This is a genomic window from Pseudomonas sp. OV226 (assembly GCF_003148705.1).
Classification (GTDB): domain Bacteria; phylum Pseudomonadota; class Gammaproteobacteria; order Pseudomonadales; family Pseudomonadaceae; genus Aquipseudomonas.
Genome location: NZ_QGGS01000004.1, coordinates 253,873 through 273,784, shown reverse-complemented (window position 1 = coordinate 273,784; position 19,912 = coordinate 253,873). Strand labels below are relative to the sequence as shown.

Sequence of the window (19,912 nt, the reverse complement as noted above, 5' to 3'; positions counted from 1 at the left end):
ATCCAACTTTTAGAAGCTAGAATCTGCGCCTGGCCCAGAGTGTGTACTTATGTCCCAAGAGCTGACTACCGAACAGATTCAACAGTCCCTGCAAGGCATCAGCGTGCCCGCCCAGCCGCAAATCATGGTGGATTTGCAGATGGAGCAGTACATGCCCGACCCGGACCTGGAAGTGATCGCGAAGCTGATCTCCCAGGACCCGGGCCTCTCTGGCTCCTTGTTGAAAATCGTCAACTCGCCGTATTACGGCTTGAGCAACAAGATCACCTCGATCCAGCGTGCGGTGAACCTGCTGGGCAGTCGTTCAATCATCAACCTGATCAACGCGCAGTCGATCAAGGGTGAGATGAATGACGACACCATCGTTACCTTGAACCGTTTCTGGGACACGGCTCAAGACGTGGCGATGACCTGCCTGACGCTGGCCAAGCGGATTGGTGCGCAGGCCGGCGATGAAGCGTATGCCCTGGGGTTGTTCCACGATTGTGGCGTGCCGTTGATGCTTCAGCGTTTCCCTGAGTACATGACCGTGCTCGAACAGGCTTACGCCAATGCCGGCCCCGAGTGCCGAGTGGTGGACACCGAGAACCGGGTGTTCAACACCAACCACGCCGTGGTCGGCTACTACACTGCCAAGTCCTGGCGTCTGCCGGACCATGTGACCGCCGCTATCGCCAATCACCACAACGCGTTGGCGATCTTCAGCGATGAGTCGTCGCGCAATGCCCAGCTCAAGAATCTGCTGGCGATCCTGAAGATGGCCGAGCACATTTGTGCGTCCTACCGGGTGTTGGGCAACCAGACCGAAGACCACGAATGGAACAGCATCGGGCATCTGGTGCTCGACTATGTCGGCCTCTCGGACTACGACTTCGAGACGCTCAAGCAAACGATTCGCGACCTTGGCACTCACCGCTGAGTGTTGGATAGCCTGATTCGAGTGCGCCATGCCTGAACTGCCAGAAGTCGAAACCACCCGCCGCGGGATTGCGCCGTACCTGGAAGGCCAGCGGGTCTGCCGGGTGATCGTGCGTGACCGGCGTTTGCGCTGGCCGATTCCCGAAGACCTCGATGTGCGCTTGTCCGGGCAGCGCATCGTGCTGGTGGAACGGCGTGCCAAGTACCTGCTGATCAATGCCGAAGTCGGCACACTGATCAGCCATTTGGGCATGTCGGGGAATTTACGCTTGGTGGAAGCCGGACTGCCGGCGGCCAAGCACGAGCATGTGGATATCGAGCTGGAGTCCGGGCTGGCGCTGCGTTACACCGACCCGCGCCGGTTTGGCGCAATGCTCTGGAGCCTCGACCCGCTTAACCACGAATTGTTGATTCGCCTGGGGCCGGAGCCGTTGACCGACCTGTTCGACGGCGAACGCCTGTTCCAGCAGTCGCGCGGGCGATCCATAGCGGTCAAGCCGTTCATCATGGATAACGCAGTGGTGGTGGGTGTCGGCAATATCTACGCGACTGAAGCGCTGTTCGCCGCCGGCATCGATCCGCGCCGCGAAGCCAAAAGCATCTCCCGGGCGCGATATTTGAAACTGGCGATCGAGATCAAACGCATCCTCGCCGCGGCCATCGAGCGTGGCGGCACCACCCTGCGCGACTTCATCGGGGGTGACGGTCAGCCGGGTTACTTCCAGCAGGAACTGTTTGTGTACGGTCGAGGCCATGAGCCCTGCAAGGTCTGCGGTACAGAACTGCGGGATGTGAAGCTCGGCCAGCGCGCCAGCGTCTTTTGCCCACGCTGTCAGAGCTGAAAAACCCCACGGTCTATAGTCAGTGTTCTCACTGCCTCGCATAAGGACCGTGCCATGAGTCTTTTTCGAACCCTTGCCGTTGTTTTGCTGTTGAGCGTGAGTACCTCAGCGCTGGCGTCCAGCAGTGGCAGTGGCGATCCGCTCTACACCATCCACAATCCTCCGGCGTACGCCATGATCGGTGATTTGCTGATTGCCCGACCTTTGTTGGTCGTCGCGACGGTGATCGGTGCGGGCGTGTTTGTGGTGTCTTTGCCGTTTACCGCGCTGGGTGGCGGGGTGGGCGATGCGGGACAGGCGTTGGTCGTTGATCCGGCGAAAGCCGCATTCGTGCGATGCCTGGGGTGTATCGGGGAGGGGTTTGAGCAGCAGGAATGAAGGCAGTTATATCTTTGGTGTGGCTGATGGCCTCATCGTCGGAACGCCGCCCGGAGCAAGCTCGGCTCCTACAAGTTCACGCGATCAACTGTAGGAACCGAGCTTGCTCGCGATGGCGGCATGGCAGGCAGAAAAAATCTCAAGCCTTGCCAGTAATTTTCCGGTACTTCTCCATCAGTTGCTCTTCTGTCTCCGGGTGCGCTTCGTCCAGTGGAATGCAATCCACCGGGCACACTTGCTGGCACTGAGGTTCGTCGTAGTGGCCGACGCACTGTGTGCACAGGTTCGGGTCGATCACGTAGATCTCTTCGCCTTGGGAAATAGCGGCGTTCGGGCACTCGGGTTCGCAGACGTCGCAGTTGATGCAATCGTCGGTGATGATCAGGGACATGCTAACTCCAGCCAGGGCGACAGGCCCGGGCGCAATAAACCAATGCGCACAATTGTGCCGCATTGGCGCCCGCAGTGCACGCAGGCGCCGATTCAGCGGTCGTTACTTCTTGAAGCGCTCGGTGAGGGCGTCCGCCACCGCAGGGTGGACGAACTTGGTGATATCGCCGCCAAGCGCTGCGATTTCACGGACCAGCGTCGAGGAAATGAACGAATAACGCTCGGACGGTGTAAGAAACAGGCTTTCTACATCCGGCGCCAGCTGGCGGTTCATGTTGGCCAGCTGGAATTCGTATTCAAAGTCCGACACCGCGCGCAAGCCACGCAGGAACACGTTGGCGTTCTTCTCTTTGGCGAAGTGCGCGAGCAGCGTCGAGAAGCCGACGACTTCAACGTTCGGCAGGTGTTTTGTGACCTCGCGGGCCAGCTCCACACGTTGCTCCAGAGGAAACAACGGGTTTTTCTTCGGGCTGGCGGCGACGGCAATGATGACATGATCGAACAGGCGCGCGGCGCGTTCGACCAAGTCGCCATGGCCCTTGGTAATAGGGTCGAAGGTACCTGGGTACAACACTCGGTTCATCGCGTCGTCCTGGCGGGAGTCCGTTGGGGAGTCGGATGGTATCGCAGCCTTCCCGGTCGGCCAAGTCGCCTGTTGGGTAAGAAAGCACTATAGACGATACGAATATTCTCCATTCTTATGGGTTTTTCAAACGTTCGGCCAGCGAAGTGGCCAATTGCGCTGTCAGCCCATAGACCGACAATTGCGGGTTCGCACCAATGCTGGTGGGAAACAGTGAGCCATCATGGATCGACAGATTGCTCAGCTGATGATGACGGCCAAGGCTGTCGGTCACGGCGTTTTTCGGGTCTTCGCCCATCGCGCAACCGCCCATCACATGGGCACTGCCCAGGCGTGTGCGATAGAGCTCAAGGCTCAAGCCATCGATCAGCGTGCGTGCTTCAGCCAGGGTTTTCACGTAGCGAGCGTCGGCGTGCATGGGCATGACCGCACTGGCGCCGCCGGCAAACTGGATCTCGGCCATGCTGTGAAAGGCTCGGCGCAGGCCCTCCCAGGCATAGGGCGAGACCTGATAGTCGAGCACCGGCGTATTGTCGCCGCGCAGCTCGACGCTACCGCCGGTGCTCTCTGGATGAAAACCGTCGCGCAACAGCGCCAACATCGCATGGGTATGGGGCAGGTGCTCCATGTGCTGGGCGTTTTCCGTGCCGAAACCACCAAGCAGGGTCGTCGCCAGCGCCGGGTGCAGCGGCGGGACTTCAAGTTTGTAGGACATCTTGCCGGTGGTGCCGTCCTGCCATTGGAAATGGTCGGAATAGATCGACTGGGGCGCGCCGTAGAACGGGTTGACCACCTCGTCGAACAAGGCGGCGGACATGTTCACCAAATGCAAAAACGTTCTTTTGCCCAGGCGTTTATGGGGATCGGGCGCGTCGGAACGCAGGAGCAGCGCCGGGCTGTTGATGCCGCCGCCGGCCAATACGTAATGCCGCGCCTTGACCGTGATCGTGCGTCCGGTCGGCGCAACGCAACGGTCATCCATCGCTACGCATTGCAAGCCGGTGACTTTGCCATCCTTGATCGACAGCTGTTGCGCGCGGGCCAGGTACAACAGCTCACCACCTTTTTCCAGCGTGGCGGGAATGGTCGTGACCAGCATCGATTGCTTGGCGTTGGTCGGGCAGCCCATGCCGCAATAGCCCAGGTTCCAGCAGCCACGCACGTTGCGCGGAATGACGTGCCAGCTGTAACCGAGTTTTTCACAGCCTTTGCGGATCACATCGTTGTTGGCGTTGGGCGGCACCCTCCACGGTGCGACACCGAGGCGTTGTTCCATTTTCTCGAACCACGGCGCCATTTCGGCGGGGGAGTGGCCTTTGACATCGTGCTCCTTGGCCCAGTGTTCGAGCGTCGGGGTCGGCGTGCGAAAGCTCGACGTCCAGTTGATCAGCGTGGTGCCGCCCACGGCCCGGCCCTGGAGGATGGTGATCGCGCCATCCTTGCTCATGCGCCCGATGCCTTCCTGATAGAGGCTGGTGTAGGCCTGGTCTTCGAGCATCTTGAAGTCGCTGCTGGTCTTGAGCGGGCCTTCTTCGATCAGCAGCACTTTGTAGCCGGCCGCACTGAGGATTTCAGCCGTGGTACCACCGCCGGCACCGCTGCCGATGATCGCCACATCCGCTTCGAGGGTCAGGTCTTGGGTCAGTTGCGAGCCATTGTAGGTTTTCCAGCCACGGGACAGGCCTTCTCGGAACGGATCGGGTACGGGCATCTTCAAGTTCTCTTTTTATTTTGTTTTTGGTGGTGAGGCGCCTCGGTCTCAAACGGCAGGCGGCCCGGGATATCCGCAATGCACCCACGACTCCGCCCGGCTGTACCACGCCATCATCACCAGTTGCAGCAATGAGCTATGCCCCATGCGCAACAAGCTCAACGAGCTGTTTTCCCAGCGATCAAGAAAATGCCGGATCTCTTCGCTGCTGGCGTTTTCCCAGCTGCCCCAGATGCCGGTCAGCGGGCCGCGCGTCACCGTCATTCCCAGCACATCGAACAATTGCTGGGTCAGCTTGAGCATTTCCGGCGACAGGTGATTCAAGGCGTTATCCAGGCAGTGCAAGGTCTCGTCGACCGATGCCGGCATCTTCCCGGCGGCGACGCTGCCCTCGAGCATCACCGGGATCAGTGCGCGCAAAAACAGCAGATCGCCGCTGCGCAGGATCACGAAGCCGTTCGCCGCAACACTCGACGAGCAGCCGCTGAGGCTCGCACCCAGTCCGGCGGTGGCGAGAAAGGCGGTGGCGCCGAGGCTGAATTTCAGCAGGCCGCGCCGTGACAGCGCGGGTGTATCGGTCAGGCTTGGGCTCATTATTGTTTTTACCCGGTGGTGGCGATCGTTAGCGGATGAACAGTTTCTGGATCAGTTTTTGAATGGACTTTCCGTACGGCGGGTAGATCAGTTTTGCCGCGTTGAACCGCTGCTTGATCAGTACACCTTTGGCCTTGCTGAAGGTCAGGAAGCCTTCGTGGCCGTGGTAATGGCCCATGCCCGAAGCGCCGATACCGCCAAACGGCATGTCGTCTTGGGCGACATGGAGCAGGGTGTCATTGAGGCAAACCCCGCCGGAATGGGTTTCGTGGAGCACACGGTTTTGTTCACGCTTGTCGTAGCCGAAGTAGTACAGCGCCAGTGGGCGAGGGCGTTGGTTGATGTAGGCAAACGCCTCGTCCAGATGCTTGTACGGCACGATCGGCAGCAGCGGGCCGAAGATTTCGTCCTGCATCACCGTCATGTCGTCGGTGACATTGAGCAGCAGGCTGTGGCTCATGCGACGGCCCTGACCTTGATCGAACAGCGGGATCAGCAGCGCACCTTTGCTGGTGGCATCGCTGACGTAGCCGTTGAGGCGCGCCAGTTGCCGCTCGTTGATGATGGCGGTGTAGTCCGGGTTGTCAGCCAGTGTCGGATAAAAACCGCGAACCACCTGGCGATAGGCTTCGACAAACCCACCCACGCGGTCTTCCGGCACCAGTACGTAGTCCGGGGCCACGCAGGTTTGCCCGGCGTTCAGGGTTTTGCCGAAGGCGATGCGTTCGGCGGCGTCTTTGAGGGGCACGTCGTGGGACACGATGGCCGGGGACTTGCCGCCGAGTTCCAAGGTGACCGGGGTGAGGTTCTCGGCCGCCGCACGCATCACGTGTTTGCCGATGCTGGTGGCACCGGTGAACAGCAGGTGATCGAAACGCAGGCGGGAGAATGCGACGCCGACATCGGCTTCGCCCAGCACCACGCAGACCAGGTCCTGAGGGAAGATCCGGGCGAACAGTTCCTTGAGCAGTGCACCGGTGGCGGGGGTTGATTCGCTGAGTTTGAGCATCACTCGGTTACCGGCCGACAGCGCGCCTACCAATGGACCGATGGCCAGGTACAACGGGTAGTTCCAGGGCACGATCACACCCACCACGCCCAGCGGTTGGTACACCACTTTGGCCGCCGCCGGCTGGAAAGCGATGCCCACTTTACGTCGCGAGGCCTTCATCCAGCCCTTGAGGTGCTGGCTGGCGTAATGGATGCCGTGAAGGCTGGGCATCAGTTCAGCGAGCAGGGTTTCGTCAGCGCTGCGGTGGCTGAAATCCTGGCTGATGGCCTCGATCAAGGCCTGACGTTCGCTGCTCAACAGATCGCGCAGGGCCTTCAGCCATTGCTGGCGCTGGGCAGCAGGCGGCATCGGGTTGGCGGCGTAAGCTGCGCGTTGCGCGTCGAACAGTGCCTGCATTTCTTCCAGAGGCTGATTCAAACTCTGGAGGTAGGCGATGTCAGCAGTCATGATCGGCTCCGGATTTATTGTAGTGAGGCACTTTTTATTGTAGTGAGGCACTTTTTAGAGTCTATGCTCTATAAAGTCAAATGACATCTTGCGCGGGGTTGTTTCATCCGCTTGCGGATAGGTCGTAAGATGCCCGTCATCGCACTCTGAATTAAAGCTCAAGCCATGGCCCCTCGGATCAAAACCAGCGAGCGCATCGTGCAGAACAGCCTGGAGCTGTTCAATCAGCAGGGTGAGCGCAGCATCAGCACCAACCACATTGCCGCCCACATGGAAATTTCACCGGGCAACCTGTACTACCACTTCCCCAACAAGCAGGCGATCATCGCCGTGTTGTTCAGTGAGTACGAAAGCCTGGTGGACAGCTTCCTGCGCCCCCCTCAGGGGCGCGCGTCTACGGTCGAGGACAAGCGCTTCTACCTTCAGGAGCTGCTGGCGGCCATGTGGCGCTACCGGTTTTTGCATCGCGACCTCGAGCACTTGCTCGACAGCGATCCCGAACTGGCGGCCCGATACCGACGGTTTTCCCAGCGCTGCCTGATTCATGGCACGCACATCTACGCGGCCTTCGTCGAGGCCGGCATCCTGCAAATGGACAAGGTTCAGATTGAGTCTCTGACGCTCAATGCGTGGATCATCCTGACGTCCTGGGTGCGGTTCCTGTGCACCACGCGGGAGAATTCCAACCACCTGAGCGAGCAGGCCATCAAACGGGGTGTGTATCAGGTGCTGGTGCTTGAGGCCGGGTTTGTCACGGATCAATCCCGCGACGCGGTCAATGCACTCTGCGAAGAGTTTTATGTGCCGTTGGCCCAGGCACTGGAAGAAGTGTAGTAAGACTCAATTCGACTTAATCACTGGAGCCCGTTATGCCCATTGCGCAACTGATCAGCCCGCAAGCACTGGACCTGAAAAAGGAGCAGTCGGGGCTGGTGATTCTGGATTGTCGTTTTGCCCTCGAAGACCCGGACTATGGCCAGCGTAGCTATGCCGAAGGGCACATCGCCGGGTCGAGCTTTGCCGATCTGGAAGGTGATTTGAGTGGTGTTGTGGTCAAGGGGGTCACCGGGCGTCATCCCTTGCCCAAACCTGAAGACTTGATCGAACGCCTGCAAGCCTGGGGCATCAACGCTGACAGTGAAGTGGTTTTGTATGATGACGGTCCGGGTGCCTACGCAGCACGGGCCTGGTGGTTGCTGGCATGGCTGGGCAAGCGTGATGGCGTGTTCATTCTGGATGGCGGGCTCAAGGCCTGGCACGCGGCGGGGTTGCCGCTGAGCCTGGATGCGTGCGAGAGCAAGCGGGGCACCTTCACCGGTGTGCCGGACAACGCGTTGACCCTGAATGCGCAACAACTTCTGCAACGTCTCGGCCAGCCTGCGCTGACCTTGCTGGATGCCCGTGGCTTGCCGCGTTTCAAAGGCGAAGTTGAGCCTATCGATCCGATTGCCGGGCATATTCCGGGTGCGCAATGTGCAGCCTTTACCGACAACCTTGGCGCCGATGGGCGATTCCTGCCGGCGGATCAGCTCAAGCAGCGTTTTGCCGCAAAACTTGCCGATCGCTCGCCGAACGATCTGGTGGCGTACTGCGGTTCAGGCGTAACGGCGTGCCACAACCTGTTTGCGCTGTGCCTGGCGGGTTATCCGTTGGGGACGTTGTATGCCGGATCGTGGAGCGAGTGGATCAACGATCCTGCGCGGGGCGTTGCTACCGGCGAATAAACGCAACCTTACCCTGTGGAGCGAGCCTGCTCGCGATAGCGGTGTGACAGTCAGCATCGATGTCGACTGACCCACCGCTATCGCGAGCAGGCTCACTCCGACAGTAATGCTCATTTCCCGAGCGATTGCCGGGCACTGCGATACGCCCCCGGCCCCACCCCATAAACCTGCTTGAACTGCCGGCTCAGATGACTCTGGTCGGCAAATCCCAATTGCGTGGCCACTTCCAGCGGCAAACACCCGTTTTGTAACAGTGCCCTGGCCCGGGCGATGCGTTGTTGCATCAGCCAGGTGTGCGGCGGCATGCCGGTGGCTCGGCGGAACACCCGGGCAAAGTGAAACGGTGAAAGGTTCACCGCCGCCGCCAATTCCTCCAGTGACGGTGGTGCCGCCAACTGCGAATGCAGCAAATCCTTGGCCCGCGTCACCGCTCGATGCTCATTGCCGGGTTTGCCGGCAATCGGCACGGCCGCGTGTCGTTGCAGCAATAACAGCATCATTTCTCGCCAGACGGTTTGCTGTTGCAGGGCCGTGGATGGACTTTCCAGCAGACAATGCAGCTGGCAGAAACCCTTCACCAGGTCCGGGTCGCGATACAGCGTGGCGCCGAATGCCGGCAAGTGGTGGGTCGGCAATTCCAGCTCCGCCAGCAACGAAAGTAACTGGCTACTGTCCGGATAAAACGCCCGGTACAACCAGCCATCCTCCGTGCCTTTGTGGCCGGTGTGCAGTTCATCCGGGTTGATCAATACCAGCGTGCCACTGCCGGCCAGGTGTTCGGCTCCGCGATAGCGATAACGCTGGGCGCCGGCCATGATCATGCCGATCACATAACCCTCATGCACATGGGGTGCGAAGCGGTGCTCAATGTAGCGCGCGGACAACAACTCGACCCCGGCCAGCGGCGCGGTTTGCCAGAAGCGGATCGACTCGCCCTGATCGGCGTCCATGACCTATTCGCGCCCCACGGCGGCCAGCCACTGCGGGATGCGCCGTTCCAGGTAATAACCCGGTTGTCTGAACGAACCATCCACGAAACCAACATGCCCGCCCTTGGCCTGTAATTCGAGCAGTGTGCAGGCCGACAGTTCGTCGGCGTGGGGCAGGCTGTGGGGGAAAACAAAGGGATCGTCGGCCGCCTGAATAATCAGGGTCGGTGTGCGAATTTCCCCAAGGAAATAGCGGCTCGAGGCGCGGCGATAGTAATCCTCGGCATCGATATACCCGTTCAAGGGCGCCGTGACCCGGCCATCGAAATCCCAGAAGGTGCGCATGTTCTCCAGCGAACCCAACGCGGCCAGCGTCGCCAGGCCATCCTCGCGCCCGTCATGCTGGAACTGGCGCTGTTTGTTTTTGATGTAGGCGAGCATTTCGCGCATGAAGTGCGCCTGATAAACCTTGGAAAAGCCCTGGCCGATGCGATCTGCACATTGGTCGAGACGGAACGGCACCGAGACCGCCACTGCGCCGACCACGCCGCTGTCACTGCCGGACTCGCCCAAATGTTTAAGCAGGACATTACCGCCCAGGGAGTAGCCGACCGCGTACAGCGGCGCCAACGGACGTTTGGCCCGCAGGTGCCTGATGGTTTCGGCGAGGTCTTCACTGGCACCCGAATGGTAGCTGCGCGCCAACAGATTCGGCTCGCCGGAACAGCCACGCCAGTTCAGCGCGACACTGGCCCAGCCTTGGGTGGCGAGTGCCTTTTGCACGCCGGCCACATACGGTGAGTTCGATGAGCCCGTCAGGCCGTGCAACACCAGCACCAAAGGTGATGTCGCGCTGTGAGGGCCGTGCCAGTCGAGGTCGAGGAAGTCGCCGTCTTCGAGCCACAAGCGCTCACGCTCGCGTTCAATATGCGTGGTTTTGCGCCAAAGCGGTCCCCACAAGGTTTGCAAGTGCGGGTTGCCCAGGCCCAAGGCGGGGGTAAAGCGTTCTGGCGGATGGGACACGATCACTCTCGATGCAGCGGTGCGCAACGTGTGCGCACCTTTTCAGGCCGGTCGATTAACCGGCGATCTCTGCCATACGTTGCCACAACGCGTAGTAGACCCGCCCGGATTTCTGTTCACGGTGCAGGCGCCAGTTGCCTGGCAAACCGAGGGACGACGGCGCGTTTTCGCTTTCAGTGTAGATCCAGGCTTCGTTGGCCAACCACTGACGCTCTTCCAGCAGCGTGCAAACGGAAGGCAGCAGGTCCTGGTTGAACGGCGGGTCGAGGAAGACCAGGTCGTACGCAGTCGCTGTCTGGGTTTCCAGATAGCGCAGGGCATCGGCAGTCTGAACGTGGCCGGTGGTGCAGCGCAGTGTGCCCAAGTGTTCCTTGATGCTGGAAACCGCAATGTTGCTGGCGTCCAGCGCCTGGCCCATGGCCGCGCCACGGGACAGGGCTTCTAGAAACAGTGCGCCGCTGCCGGCGAACGGGTCCAGCACCTTGGCGCCCGGGACATAAGGCGCGAGCCAGTTGAACAGGGTTTCACGCACCCGGTCCGGGGTCGGACGCAGGCCTGGGGCATCCGGGAAGCTCAGTTTGCGGCTGCCCCATTCGCCCCCGATGATGCGCAGTTGGTTCACGCCGTTATGGACGTTATGAACAGGTTTTTTTGGACGCGTGGCCATTAATGCTCCGGAACCCCGAGCGGTTGCTCGGCAGGTTTATCAGATGGGGCCGGTAACGGCTTTTGTGGCACGGTCGGGCCAGCGCTGACGATGACCATTTTGTCCGTGCTCAGGTGTTTGTTCAGTGCAGTCTTGACCTGTTCGATGGTCAGGCTCTGGGACTGACGCATGAAATCATCCAGATAACTGAGCGGCAGGTTGTAGAACCCCATGGCGCCCAACTGGCCGACGATATCGGCGTTGCTGGCGGTGGACAGCGGAAAGCTGCCGGCCAGTTCACGCTTGGCGTCATCGAGTTCTTTCTGGGTCGGGCCGGTTTTAAGGTAGTCGGCCAGCACGTCTTGTACCAGCTTCAGCGTGCCTTCGCTCATCTCGGCGCGAGTTTGCAGGTTGATCATGAACGGGCCGCGCGCCTGCATCGGGGTGAAACCCGAGTACACGCCGTAGGCCAGGCCACGCTTCTCGCGGACTTCGCTCATCAGTCGGGTGCCGAAACCACCGCCGCCAAGGATCTGGTTGCCTAACGACAGAGCGGCGTAGTCCGGGTCGTCACGGTCGATGCCCAGTTGCGCGAGCATCAGGTTGGTTTGCTTGGACGGGAACTCGATGTGACCAATGCTGGCTTTGGGTTCTTCGGGCTGCGCGATTTTCGCAAGTGCCGGGCCTTTTGGCAGCGCGCTGGAGACTTGCGCGGCAATCGCTTCGGCCTCGGCGCGAGACAGGTCGCCCACCAGCGCAATCACCACGTTGCCCGCTGCGTAGGCTTTCTCATGGAACGCCTTCAGCTGAGCCTGCGTGATGGCGGGAACGGTTTTCGCCGTGCCGTCACTGGCGTGCGCGTAAGGATGTTCACCGTACAAGCGGTTCATCAGCTCCAGACTCGCCAGTTTGCCGGGGTTTTGTTTCTGATACTCGAAGCCGGCCAGCATCTGATTCTTGATGCGTGCGAAGGAACCGGCGGGGAAGGTGGGTTTGCCGACCACTTCAGCGAACAGCTTCAGTGCCGGTTCGCGCTTGTCCTTGGCACTGAGGCTGCGCAAGGACGCGAGTGCCATGTCTTTGAACGCCCCGTTGCCAAAGTCCGCCCCCAGGCCTTCGAAGCCTTGCGCAATGGCGCCGACATCTTTCCCGGCTATCCCTTCGTTGAGCATCGCGTTGGTCAGCAGGGCCAGGCCCGGTGCATTGCCGTCCTGGCTGCTGCCGGCGGCGAAGATCAGGCGCAAGTCGAACATCGGCAGCTCGCGAGCTTCGACGAACAACACCTTGGCGCCTTCGGCGGTGTTCCAGGTCTGGACGTCGAGTGAGCGGTGGCTCGGTGCCTTGCCATCGAGTTCAGTCAGCGATTGCAACTTCTGGCTGGACTTGGCTTTGTCCAGGGCTTCGCTGGCCTTGGAATCGCCGCTTCTGCTCAGGTAGAAGGCCGCGGAGCCGATCAGGGTGACAGCGATCAGGCCGATCAGGGCCAGGCGTGGTTTTTTACGCTCACTCATGAGTCGTCTCCAGTGGCAGGACATGGGCGACGCTGAGACGTTCGCGGGTGAAATACAGCTTGGCGGCTTTCTGGATGTCTTCTGGCGTTACGCTTTCCAGGTCGGCCAGTTCGGTGTCCATCAACTTCCATGACAGGCCGACGGTTTCCAGTTGACCGATGGACGTGGCCTGGCTGGTGATCGAATCACGTTCGTAGACCAGGCCGGCAATCACCTGAGCCCGCACGCGCTCCAGCTCTTCAGCGGACGGCGCAGTGGTTTTCAGCTGTTCCAGCAGCTTCCACAGACCGGCTTCGGCCTGGGCGATGGTTTTCTTTTTTTGCGAGTTGGGGCTGGCCGACAAGGTGAACAGGCTGTCGCCGCGCGTGTAGGCGTCGTAACTCGACGAACCGCCGGACACCAGCTCTTCGCCGCGTTCCAGTTGGGTCGGGATGCGACCGCTGTAGCCGCCATCGAGCAGGGCCGCGATCAGGCGCAAGGCGTTCACCGAACGCTTGTCTTCGGCGGTAGCGATGCTCGGTACGTTGAAGCCCAGCATCAGGCTCGGCAGTTGGGTTTGCACATGCAGGGTGATCAGGCGTTCACCCGGCTCGGCCAGTTCCAGCGGGATTTTCGCCGGCGGCACGTCGCGCTTGGCGATCGGGCCAAAGTAGCGCTGGGCCAGGGCTTTGACCTCGTCCGGAGTCACGTCACCGACGACCACCAGCGTGGCGTTGTTCGGGGCGTACCAGGACTGGTACCAGTGGCGCAGTTCTTCGACTTTCATGCGATCCAGGTCAGCCATCCAGCCGATGGTCGGCGTGTGGTAACCGCTGGCGGGGTAAGCCATGGCCTTGAAGCGCTCGTAGGCTTTGGACATGGGCTTGTCGTCGGTACGCAGGCGACGTTCTTCTTTAATGACTTCGATTTCCCGGGCGAACTCGTCAGACGGCAGGCGCAGGCTGGCCATGCGGTCCGCTTCCAGTTCAAAGGCTACGCCCAGGCGGTCGCGGGCCAACACTTGGTAGTACGCGGTGAAATCGTCGCTGGTGAACGCGTTCTCTTCGGCGCCCAGGTCGCGCAGGATCAACGAAGCTTCGCCGGGGCCGATTTTCTCGCTGCCTTTGAACATCATGTGTTCGAGGGCATGGGACAGACCGGTCTGGCCCGGTGTTTCGTAGCTGGAACCGACCTTGTACCAGATCTGGGAAACCACCACCGGCGCACGATGGTCCTCGCGCACGATCACCTTCAGACCGTTGTCGAGCGTGAATTCGTGGGTGGGTTGTGGATCGGCAGCCAAGGCTGACAGTGGCAGACAAACTGTGCTGAGCAGCAGGCCTGCAGCGCGGCGGGCTAGAGCATTCATTCGTTTTTTAAACCTGTTGGGCTGCCCGCTTGGTCTTAGCGTCAGCGGGCGAGAGGGTGCTAGGATAACGGTCCGTTTTACTGGCGGCCACGCCTATCAGGCCTTTGATCGGTCTGCAGGTTGTTTGGGTTTTCGGCTCGAGCGTTGAGTTTGTCAGCTAAACTCTGCGTTTTCGCCGACGATGCCGTTCCAGTCCTTCGAATTAGTCGACCTTTGGGGTGCGATTTGCACCCCGACAAAATGTTGCGCGTGAACAAGCTGGGTCAATCGCAGTCTGTTCTGCATCGAATATTTATTTGCCGGGGCGCCATTGGCGCGTCGCTACCGTGAGATAGCCGTCCTCCATGTTTGGTTCCAACGACGACAAGAAAGCCCCAGCTGCGGCTGGCGAGAAGAAAAGCCTGTTCGGATGGCTGCGCAAAAAGCCGCAGGAACCCGTCGTCGAACAGCCACAACCACTTCCTGAGCCCACGCCGGCGCCGGTTATAGAAGAAACACTCGCGCCGATCGTGTTGCCCGTCGCCGAACCGGTGCTGCAACCGGTGGTCGAGCCCGATCTCGTCGCTGAAGTTGTCACCCAAGCGCCCCTGACACCGATTGCCGAACCCTGGCTGACGCTGCCGGTGGCCGAGGAACCGGTGGCATTGGTTGAAGATGAGTTGGCGCCGCACATTACGCCGCCGATTCCCGCGCCGACTGCGTTTGCACCTGCTCCCGTTCAGGTTTCGGTGGTTGAGCCGGTCGTCGCGCCAGCCGTCGTGGCCGAGCCTGAACCGGTTGTTGCAGAGCCGGTGATTCCTGCTTTCGTTGCTCCGGTTGCTCCGGTTGCTCCGGTTGCTCCGGTTGCTCCGGTTGCTCCGGTTGTGCAGGCGCCAGCACCGGTCGCCGCTGTCGTCGAAACACCTGTCGAACCGCCGCGTACAGAAGAAACCAAAGCCGGCTTCTTCGCCCGTCTCAAGCAGGGTCTGTCCAAGACCAGCGCCAGTATCGGCGAAGGCATGGCCAGTTTGTTTCTGGGCAAAAAGGTCATCGATGACGAGCTGCTGGAAGATCTCGAAACCCGTCTGCTGACCGCCGACGTTGGCGTCGAAGCCACTTCCGTGATCATCCAGCGCCTGACCCAAAAGGTTGCGCGCAAAGAGCTGGCCGATTCAGATGCACTGTACAAATCCTTGCAGGCTGAGCTTGCCGCCATGCTCAAGCCGGTCGAGCAGCCGCTGAAAATCACCTCGCAGAACAAGCCGTTCGTCATTCTGGTGGTAGGCGTCAACGGCGCCGGCAAGACCACCACCATCGGCAAACTGGCGAAGAAGCTGCAACTCGAAGGCAAGAAAGTCATGCTCGCCGCCGGTGACACCTTCCGCGCGGCAGCGGTCGAGCAGTTGCAGGTCTGGGGCGAGCGCAACAAAATCCCGGTCATCGCCCAGCACACCGGTGCCGACTCGGCTTCGGTTATCTTCGATGCCGTACAGGCCGCCAAGGCCCGTGGCATTGACGTGCTGATCGCCGACACCGCCGGTCGATTGCACACCAAAGACAACTTGATGGAAGAGCTGAAGAAAGTCCGCCGGGTCATTAGCAAGCTCGATGCCGATGCGCCGCACGAAGTGCTGTTGGTGCTTGATGCCGGTACGGGTCAGAACGCTATCAACCAGGCCAAACAATTCAACCAGACCGTCGAACTGACCGGCCTGGCGCTGACCAAGCTCGATGGCACCGCCAAGGGCGGGGTGATTTTTGCCCTGGCCAAGCAGTTCGGCCTGCCGATCCGCTACATCGGCGTCGGTGAGGGCATCGACGATTTGCGTACCTTTGAAGCTGAACCCTTTGTCCAGGCATTGTTTGCCGAGCGGGAGCGTTCATGATTCGTTTCGAACAGGTCGGTAAACGCTACCCGAACGGACACGTCGGCTTGCATGAGCTGAGCTTTCGAGTCCGTCGGGGCGAGTTTTTGTTTGTAACCGGCCATTCCGGCGCCGGTAAAAGCACCTTGTTGCGCCTGTTGCTGGCCATGGAGCGTCCGACCACCGGCAAGTTGCTGTTGGCCGGCCAGGACCTGGGCACCATCAGCAATGCGCAGATTCCTTACCTGCGTCGACAGATCGGCGTGGTGTTCCAGAATCACCAGTTGTTGTTCGATCGCACGGTGTTCAACAACGTCGCACTGCCATTGCAAATCCTCGGGCTGTCCAAAGCCGAGATCGCCAAGCGCGTGGATTCGGCCCTGGAGCGCGTGGCGCTCTCGGACAAGACCGATTTGTACCCGGGCGACCTGTCGACGGGGCAGCAACAGCGCGTCGGCATTGCCCGCGCCATCGTTCATCGCCCGGCCTTGCTGCTGGCGGACGAACCGACGGGTAACCTCGACCCGCGCCTGGCTGCCGAAATCATGGGCGTATTTGAAGACATCAATCGTTTGGGCACCAGTGTGCTGATTGCCAGCCACGACCTGGCGCTGATCGCTCGTATGCGTCACCGCATGCTCACACTGCAACGTGGCCGATTGATTGGCGATGGGGAGGCGGGCGAATGAGTGCGACACGCAGCCCTAAAGTTTCCGAACGTGTAGCCCCGAAGGCTGCCGAACCGCAACCGCAGAAGAAAAAACACGACGATGACGACGGTCCGGATTTCCCGACGTTGTTTCGGGCCTGGGTCGAAAGCCATCGCGCCAGCCTGCTGGACAGCTTGCGTCGTTTGGGCAAACAGCCGATCGGCAGCTTTTTCACTTGCCTGGTGATGGCCGTTGCGCTGAGCCTGCCCATGGGCCTGTCACTTTTGCTAAGTAACGTCGAGCGTCTGGGCGGGTCCTGGCAGCGTGCAGCGCAGATTTCCCTGTACCTGCAACTGGAAGCCAGCCCTGAGCAGGGCGAATCGCTGCGCGAGCAAATCAAGGGGATGCCCGGTGTCGCTGATGCCGAGTACGTGGGGCGCGACCAGGCGCTGGAAGAGTTTCAGCAGCAATCTGGCTTGGGTGAGGCGCTGAAGGAATTGCCGGAAAACCCGCTACCCGGCGTGGTTCTGGTCACTCCGAAGGAAGTCGACAAGCCGGCGCTTGAAGCATTACGACAAAAACTTTCCGAGTTGCCGAAGGTACAACAGGCACAACTTGATCTAGTCTGGGTCGAGCGTCTGGCCGCGATCCTCAAGCTGGGCGATCGTTTTGTCTTTGGTCTGACCGTGCTGCTGGTTTCTGCATTACTTTTGGTGATAGGCAATACCATTCGTCTTCATATTGAAAACCGCCGCACAGAGATAGAAGTGATTAAACTCGTCGGCGGCACTGACAGCTATGTGCGCAGGCCCTTTCTATATATGGGTGCGCTTTATGGCTTCGGTGCGGGGATTCTGTCTTGGGGCGTACTGGCGTTTGGCCTGAACTGGCTCAACGACGCGGTGGTAGGGCTGGCCGGTTTATACGGCAGTGATTTCGCGCTGGCCGGAGTGCCAGTTGCCGACGGTCTGTCTCTCTTGCTTGGCGCGGTGCTGTTGGGGTATATCGGTGCATGGATTGCAGTCGCACGCCACCTGAGGGAGCTTGCGCCTAAGTAGTATCATTTTGCTCGTATTGACCTTTCAGCGTTTATGGGAACTTGTTTTTCGGTTTCCGGTCAATTTTCGCAGTGCTGAACTGCACGAGTTTGTAAGTGGGAGGTTTTTTCGTATGACCAATTCTTTGCAACCTGCATATGCTCTGGTCCCGGGTGCGAACCTGGAGGCCTATGTGCACACCGTCAACAGCATTCCATTGCTGACGCCGGAGCAGGAGCGTGAACTGGCCGAGAGTCTCTATTATGAGCAGGATTTGGGGGCGGCTCGGCAGATGGTGCTCGCCCACCTGCGTTTTGTCGTACATATCGCCCGTAGCTATTCCGGCTACGGTCTGGCTCAGGCTGACCTGATCCAGGAAGGCAACGTCGGGCTGATGAAGGCGGTCAAGCGCTTCAACCCGGAAATGGGTGTGCGTCTGGTTTCGTTTGCTGTGCACTGGATCAAGGCGGAAATCCACGAGTTCATCCTGCGCAACTGGCGCATTGTGAAAGTCGCGACCACCAAGGCCCAGCGCAAGTTGTTCTTCAACCTGCGCAGCCAGAAGAAGCGCCTGGCGTGGCTGAACAACGAGGAAGTCCATCGGGTGGCGGAAAGCCTCGGTGTAGAGCCTCGGGAAGTGCGCGAGATGGAAAGTCGCCTGACCGGCCATGACATGGCCTTCGACCCGGCCGCGGAAGCGGACGACGACAGCGCTTTCCAGTCGCCGGCCAACTACCTGGAAGACCACCGGTACGACCCGGCCCGTCAACTGGAAGATGCCGATTGGAGCGACAACTCCAACCACAACCTGCACGAAGCGCTGGAAGTGCTGGACGACCGCAGCCGCGACATCCTCTACCAGCGCTGGCTGGCGGAAGAAAAAGCCACGCTGCACGACCTGGCGCAGAAGTACAACGTGTCGGCCGAGCGTATCCGTCAGCTCGAGAAGAGCGCGATGAACAAGCTCAAGTTGTCGATTGCGGCATAACCGGCGCGAAGGCAATAAAAAACGCCCCGATCATTGATCGGGGCGTTTTTGTTTGTGGCCTGCTGAACCCTGTGGGAGCCGGTGCTATTCGGCCCAAGGCGCTCGGCGCGAATCATTGAGACCCACCAGATAACTGTCGCCACCCAGCTGACTCATCTGTTTGCGAATCCAGCCGGCTCGCCGCGCCACATAAGAGGTGGGATGGCTTGCACTCCAGACACGCGGGTTTGGCAGTACGGCGGCCAACAAGCTCGATTGTTGGCGACTGAGGCCTTTGGCGCTCACACCAAAGTGGTGTCTGGCTGCCGCCTCTGCGCCAAATACCCCGTCATCCCATTCCACACTGTTGAGGTACACCTCAAGAATCCGCTGCTTGGGCCACAACACCTCGATCAATCCGGTAAACCAGGCTTCCAGGCCTTTGCGCAGCCAGCTACGGCCGGACCAGAGAAACAGATTCTTCGAGACTTGCTGGCTCAAGGTGCTGGCGCCTCGAATCGAGCCACCGAGTTCGTTGTGAGCCAGTGCTGCCTGAATCGCACCGAGATCAAACCCCCAGTGTTCCGGGAATTTTTGGTCTTCGCCGGCAATCACCGCGACTTTAAGGTCGTCGGAGATTTCATCCCACGGCTTCCAGGTGCGTTGCAGGTCAATGGGCTCGCCGTCGAACCAGGATTCGATCTTGCGCTCGACCATCAGCGCAGTCCCCGGTGGCGGGACCACGCGGAAGATCAACACCAGCAATACGCTGCCGCCCATGAACCAGAGCACGGCCTTCGTGAAACGACGGAAATAGATACGCAGCATAGAGATGGCTTGGCCGAACCCGTTGAGCGGGCCATTATACAGACCCTGTTGATCGAGTCTGACTGGAGTTCTTAATGCTGCGTGGCTTTCTGATGCTGGCCGCTTTCTTCGGCTTCACCGGCGTTGCCTTGGGCGCGTTCGCCGCCCACGGCTTGAAAAACCGTCTGACCCCCGAGTATCTGGCGATATTCCACACCGGCGTCACTTACCAATTGGTGCACACCCTGGCGTTGCTAGGCATTGCGTTACTGGCTACGCAAATTCAGGGGCGACTGATCACCTGGGCGGGCGCGTCGTTTGCCATCGGTATCCTGCTGTTTTCCGGCAGCCTGTACCTGCTTACCCTGACCGGTGTCAGCAAGCTCGGAATCATTACGCCCTTCGGCGGGCTCGCATTCCTGGTGGGCTGGGCGTGCCTGGGGCTTGCCGCCTGGCGGTTGAGCTGACCGGGTGGTCCATTTCATGACGAATGGCTTGGGTCACCAAGACTGATCGGGCTAGAATGCCAGCCCCTAAAAATGATGACGGCA

At 60.1% G+C, this 19,912-nt stretch carries 21 protein-coding genes; 10 read left to right on the top strand and 11 right to left on the bottom strand.

Annotated features, from left to right (window positions below; genetic code table 11):
* Positions 1 to 103 precede the first annotated feature (103 nt).
* From C7534_RS09830 to C7534_RS09820, 3 genes are read left to right on the top strand one after another with little or no spacing between them, the layout of a single operon-like run.
* Entirely contained in the window at positions 104 to 919 is an 816-nt protein-coding gene (locus C7534_RS09830; RefSeq protein WP_177412231.1) for an HDOD domain-containing protein, read from the top strand.
* A gap of 28 nt (positions 920 to 947) precedes the next feature.
* Positions 948 to 1,760, top strand: a complete 813-nt coding sequence (gene mutM / locus C7534_RS09825) for a bifunctional DNA-formamidopyrimidine glycosylase/DNA-(apurinic or apyrimidinic site) lyase (protein ID WP_109785643.1) — start codon at positions 948 to 950, stop codon at positions 1,758 to 1,760.
* Between the two features lie 54 nt (positions 1,761 to 1,814).
* The gene (locus C7534_RS09820; protein ID WP_109785642.1) at positions 1,815 to 2,138 is read left to right on the top strand and encodes a multidrug transporter; all 324 of its coding nucleotides are present in this window, start codon (positions 1,815 to 1,817) and stop codon (positions 2,136 to 2,138) included.
* A gap of 139 nt (positions 2,139 to 2,277) precedes the next feature.
* Here C7534_RS09820 and C7534_RS09815 read toward each other — a convergent pair whose 3' ends face one another.
* The 5 genes from C7534_RS09815 to C7534_RS09795 form a co-directional block, all read right to left on the bottom strand.
* Complete coding sequence (locus C7534_RS09815) at positions 2,278 to 2,529, bottom strand: YfhL family 4Fe-4S dicluster ferredoxin (RefSeq protein WP_003195146.1); 252 nt, start codon at positions 2,527 to 2,529, stop codon at positions 2,278 to 2,280.
* Between the two features lie 102 nt (positions 2,530 to 2,631).
* On the bottom strand, positions 2,632 to 3,111 hold the full coding sequence (gene coaD / locus C7534_RS09810; RefSeq protein WP_007945531.1) for a pantetheine-phosphate adenylyltransferase: 480 nt from the start codon (positions 3,109 to 3,111) through the stop codon (positions 2,632 to 2,634).
* Positions 3,112 to 3,226: 115 nt separating this feature from the next.
* Positions 3,227 to 4,822, bottom strand: a complete 1,596-nt coding sequence (locus tag C7534_RS09805) for a GMC family oxidoreductase (protein ID WP_077431099.1) — start codon at positions 4,820 to 4,822, stop codon at positions 3,227 to 3,229.
* Between the two features lie 48 nt (positions 4,823 to 4,870).
* Positions 4,871 to 5,416 (bottom strand): twin-arginine translocation pathway signal protein, encoded by a 546-nt coding sequence (locus C7534_RS09800; protein ID WP_109785641.1) that lies wholly within the window; start codon positions 5,414 to 5,416, stop codon positions 4,871 to 4,873.
* A gap of 28 nt (positions 5,417 to 5,444) precedes the next feature.
* Positions 5,445 to 6,875, bottom strand: coding sequence for a coniferyl aldehyde dehydrogenase (locus tag C7534_RS09795; RefSeq protein WP_109785640.1), 1,431 nt, complete (start codon positions 6,873 to 6,875; stop codon positions 5,445 to 5,447).
* A 165-nt stretch (positions 6,876 to 7,040) separates the two neighbouring features.
* Between C7534_RS09795 and C7534_RS09790 the strand changes: the two genes are divergently transcribed.
* On the top strand, positions 7,041 to 7,709 hold the full coding sequence (locus C7534_RS09790; protein WP_046029693.1) for a TetR/AcrR family transcriptional regulator: 669 nt from the start codon (positions 7,041 to 7,043) through the stop codon (positions 7,707 to 7,709).
* 35 nt (positions 7,710 to 7,744) lie between these two features.
* Positions 7,745 to 8,599 carry a sulfurtransferase gene (locus C7534_RS09785; protein WP_109785639.1) on the top strand — a complete coding sequence of 285 codons (855 nt, stop codon included), beginning with the start codon at positions 7,745 to 7,747 and terminating at the stop codon, positions 8,597 to 8,599.
* A gap of 110 nt (positions 8,600 to 8,709) precedes the next feature.
* Here the strand turns inward: C7534_RS09785 and C7534_RS09780 are convergent, their stop codons facing one another.
* From C7534_RS09780 to C7534_RS09760, 5 genes are read right to left on the bottom strand one after another with little or no spacing between them, the layout of a single operon-like run.
* Positions 8,710 to 9,549, bottom strand: coding sequence for an AraC family transcriptional regulator (locus C7534_RS09780; RefSeq protein ID WP_109785638.1), 840 nt, complete (start codon positions 9,547 to 9,549; stop codon positions 8,710 to 8,712).
* Positions 9,550 to 9,552: 3 nt separating this feature from the next.
* On the bottom strand, positions 9,553 to 10,551 hold the full coding sequence (locus C7534_RS09775; protein ID WP_109785637.1) for a hydrolase: 999 nt from the start codon (positions 10,549 to 10,551) through the stop codon (positions 9,553 to 9,555).
* A 55-nt stretch (positions 10,552 to 10,606) separates the two neighbouring features.
* Positions 10,607 to 11,218 carry a 16S rRNA (guanine(966)-N(2))-methyltransferase RsmD gene (gene rsmD, locus C7534_RS09770; RefSeq protein WP_046029702.1) on the bottom strand — a complete coding sequence of 204 codons (612 nt, stop codon included), beginning with the start codon at positions 11,216 to 11,218 and terminating at the stop codon, positions 10,607 to 10,609.
* Entirely contained in the window at positions 11,218 to 12,708 is a 1,491-nt protein-coding gene (locus C7534_RS09765; protein WP_109785636.1) for a M16 family metallopeptidase, read from the bottom strand. The genes rsmD and C7534_RS09765 overlap by 1 nt, the downstream gene beginning before the upstream one ends.
* Positions 12,701 to 14,056 carry a M16 family metallopeptidase gene (locus C7534_RS09760; RefSeq protein ID WP_109785635.1) on the bottom strand — a complete coding sequence of 452 codons (1,356 nt, stop codon included), beginning with the start codon at positions 14,054 to 14,056 and terminating at the stop codon, positions 12,701 to 12,703. Before C7534_RS09760 ends, C7534_RS09765 begins: the two co-directional genes overlap by 8 nt.
* A 344-nt stretch (positions 14,057 to 14,400) precedes the next feature.
* Between C7534_RS09760 and ftsY the strand changes: the two genes are divergently transcribed.
* The 4 genes from ftsY (at position 14,401) to rpoH (ending at position 18,575) form a co-directional block, all read left to right on the top strand.
* On the top strand, positions 14,401 to 15,921 hold the full coding sequence (gene ftsY, locus C7534_RS09750) for a signal recognition particle-docking protein FtsY (protein WP_109785634.1): 1,521 nt from the start codon (positions 14,401 to 14,403) through the stop codon (positions 15,919 to 15,921).
* Entirely contained in the window at positions 15,918 to 16,589 is a 672-nt protein-coding gene (ftsE, locus tag C7534_RS09745; RefSeq protein WP_008026149.1) for a cell division ATP-binding protein FtsE, read from the top strand. Before ftsY ends, ftsE begins: the two co-directional genes overlap by 4 nt.
* The gene (gene ftsX / locus C7534_RS09740) at positions 16,586 to 17,608 is read left to right on the top strand and encodes a permease-like cell division protein FtsX (RefSeq protein ID WP_046029714.1); all 1,023 of its coding nucleotides are present in this window, start codon (positions 16,586 to 16,588) and stop codon (positions 17,606 to 17,608) included. The genes ftsE and ftsX overlap by 4 nt, the downstream gene beginning before the upstream one ends.
* 112 nt (positions 17,609 to 17,720) lie before the next feature.
* Positions 17,721 to 18,575 (top strand): RNA polymerase sigma factor RpoH, encoded by an 855-nt coding sequence (gene rpoH / locus C7534_RS09735; RefSeq protein WP_007897890.1) that lies wholly within the window; start codon positions 17,721 to 17,723, stop codon positions 18,573 to 18,575.
* Positions 18,576 to 18,659: 84 nt separating this feature from the next.
* On the opposite strand, the gene mtgA is transcribed toward rpoH, so the two are convergent.
* Positions 18,660 to 19,382: a monofunctional biosynthetic peptidoglycan transglycosylase gene (gene mtgA, locus C7534_RS09730; protein WP_109785633.1), complete on the bottom strand. Its 723-nt coding sequence runs from the start codon at positions 19,380 to 19,382 to the stop codon at positions 18,660 to 18,662.
* Positions 19,383 to 19,456: 74 nt separating this feature from the next.
* Between mtgA and C7534_RS09725 the strand changes: the two genes are divergently transcribed.
* On the top strand, positions 19,457 to 19,828 hold the full coding sequence (locus C7534_RS09725) for a DUF423 domain-containing protein (RefSeq protein ID WP_046029720.1): 372 nt from the start codon (positions 19,457 to 19,459) through the stop codon (positions 19,826 to 19,828).
* Positions 19,829 to 19,912: the final 84 nt, after the last annotated feature.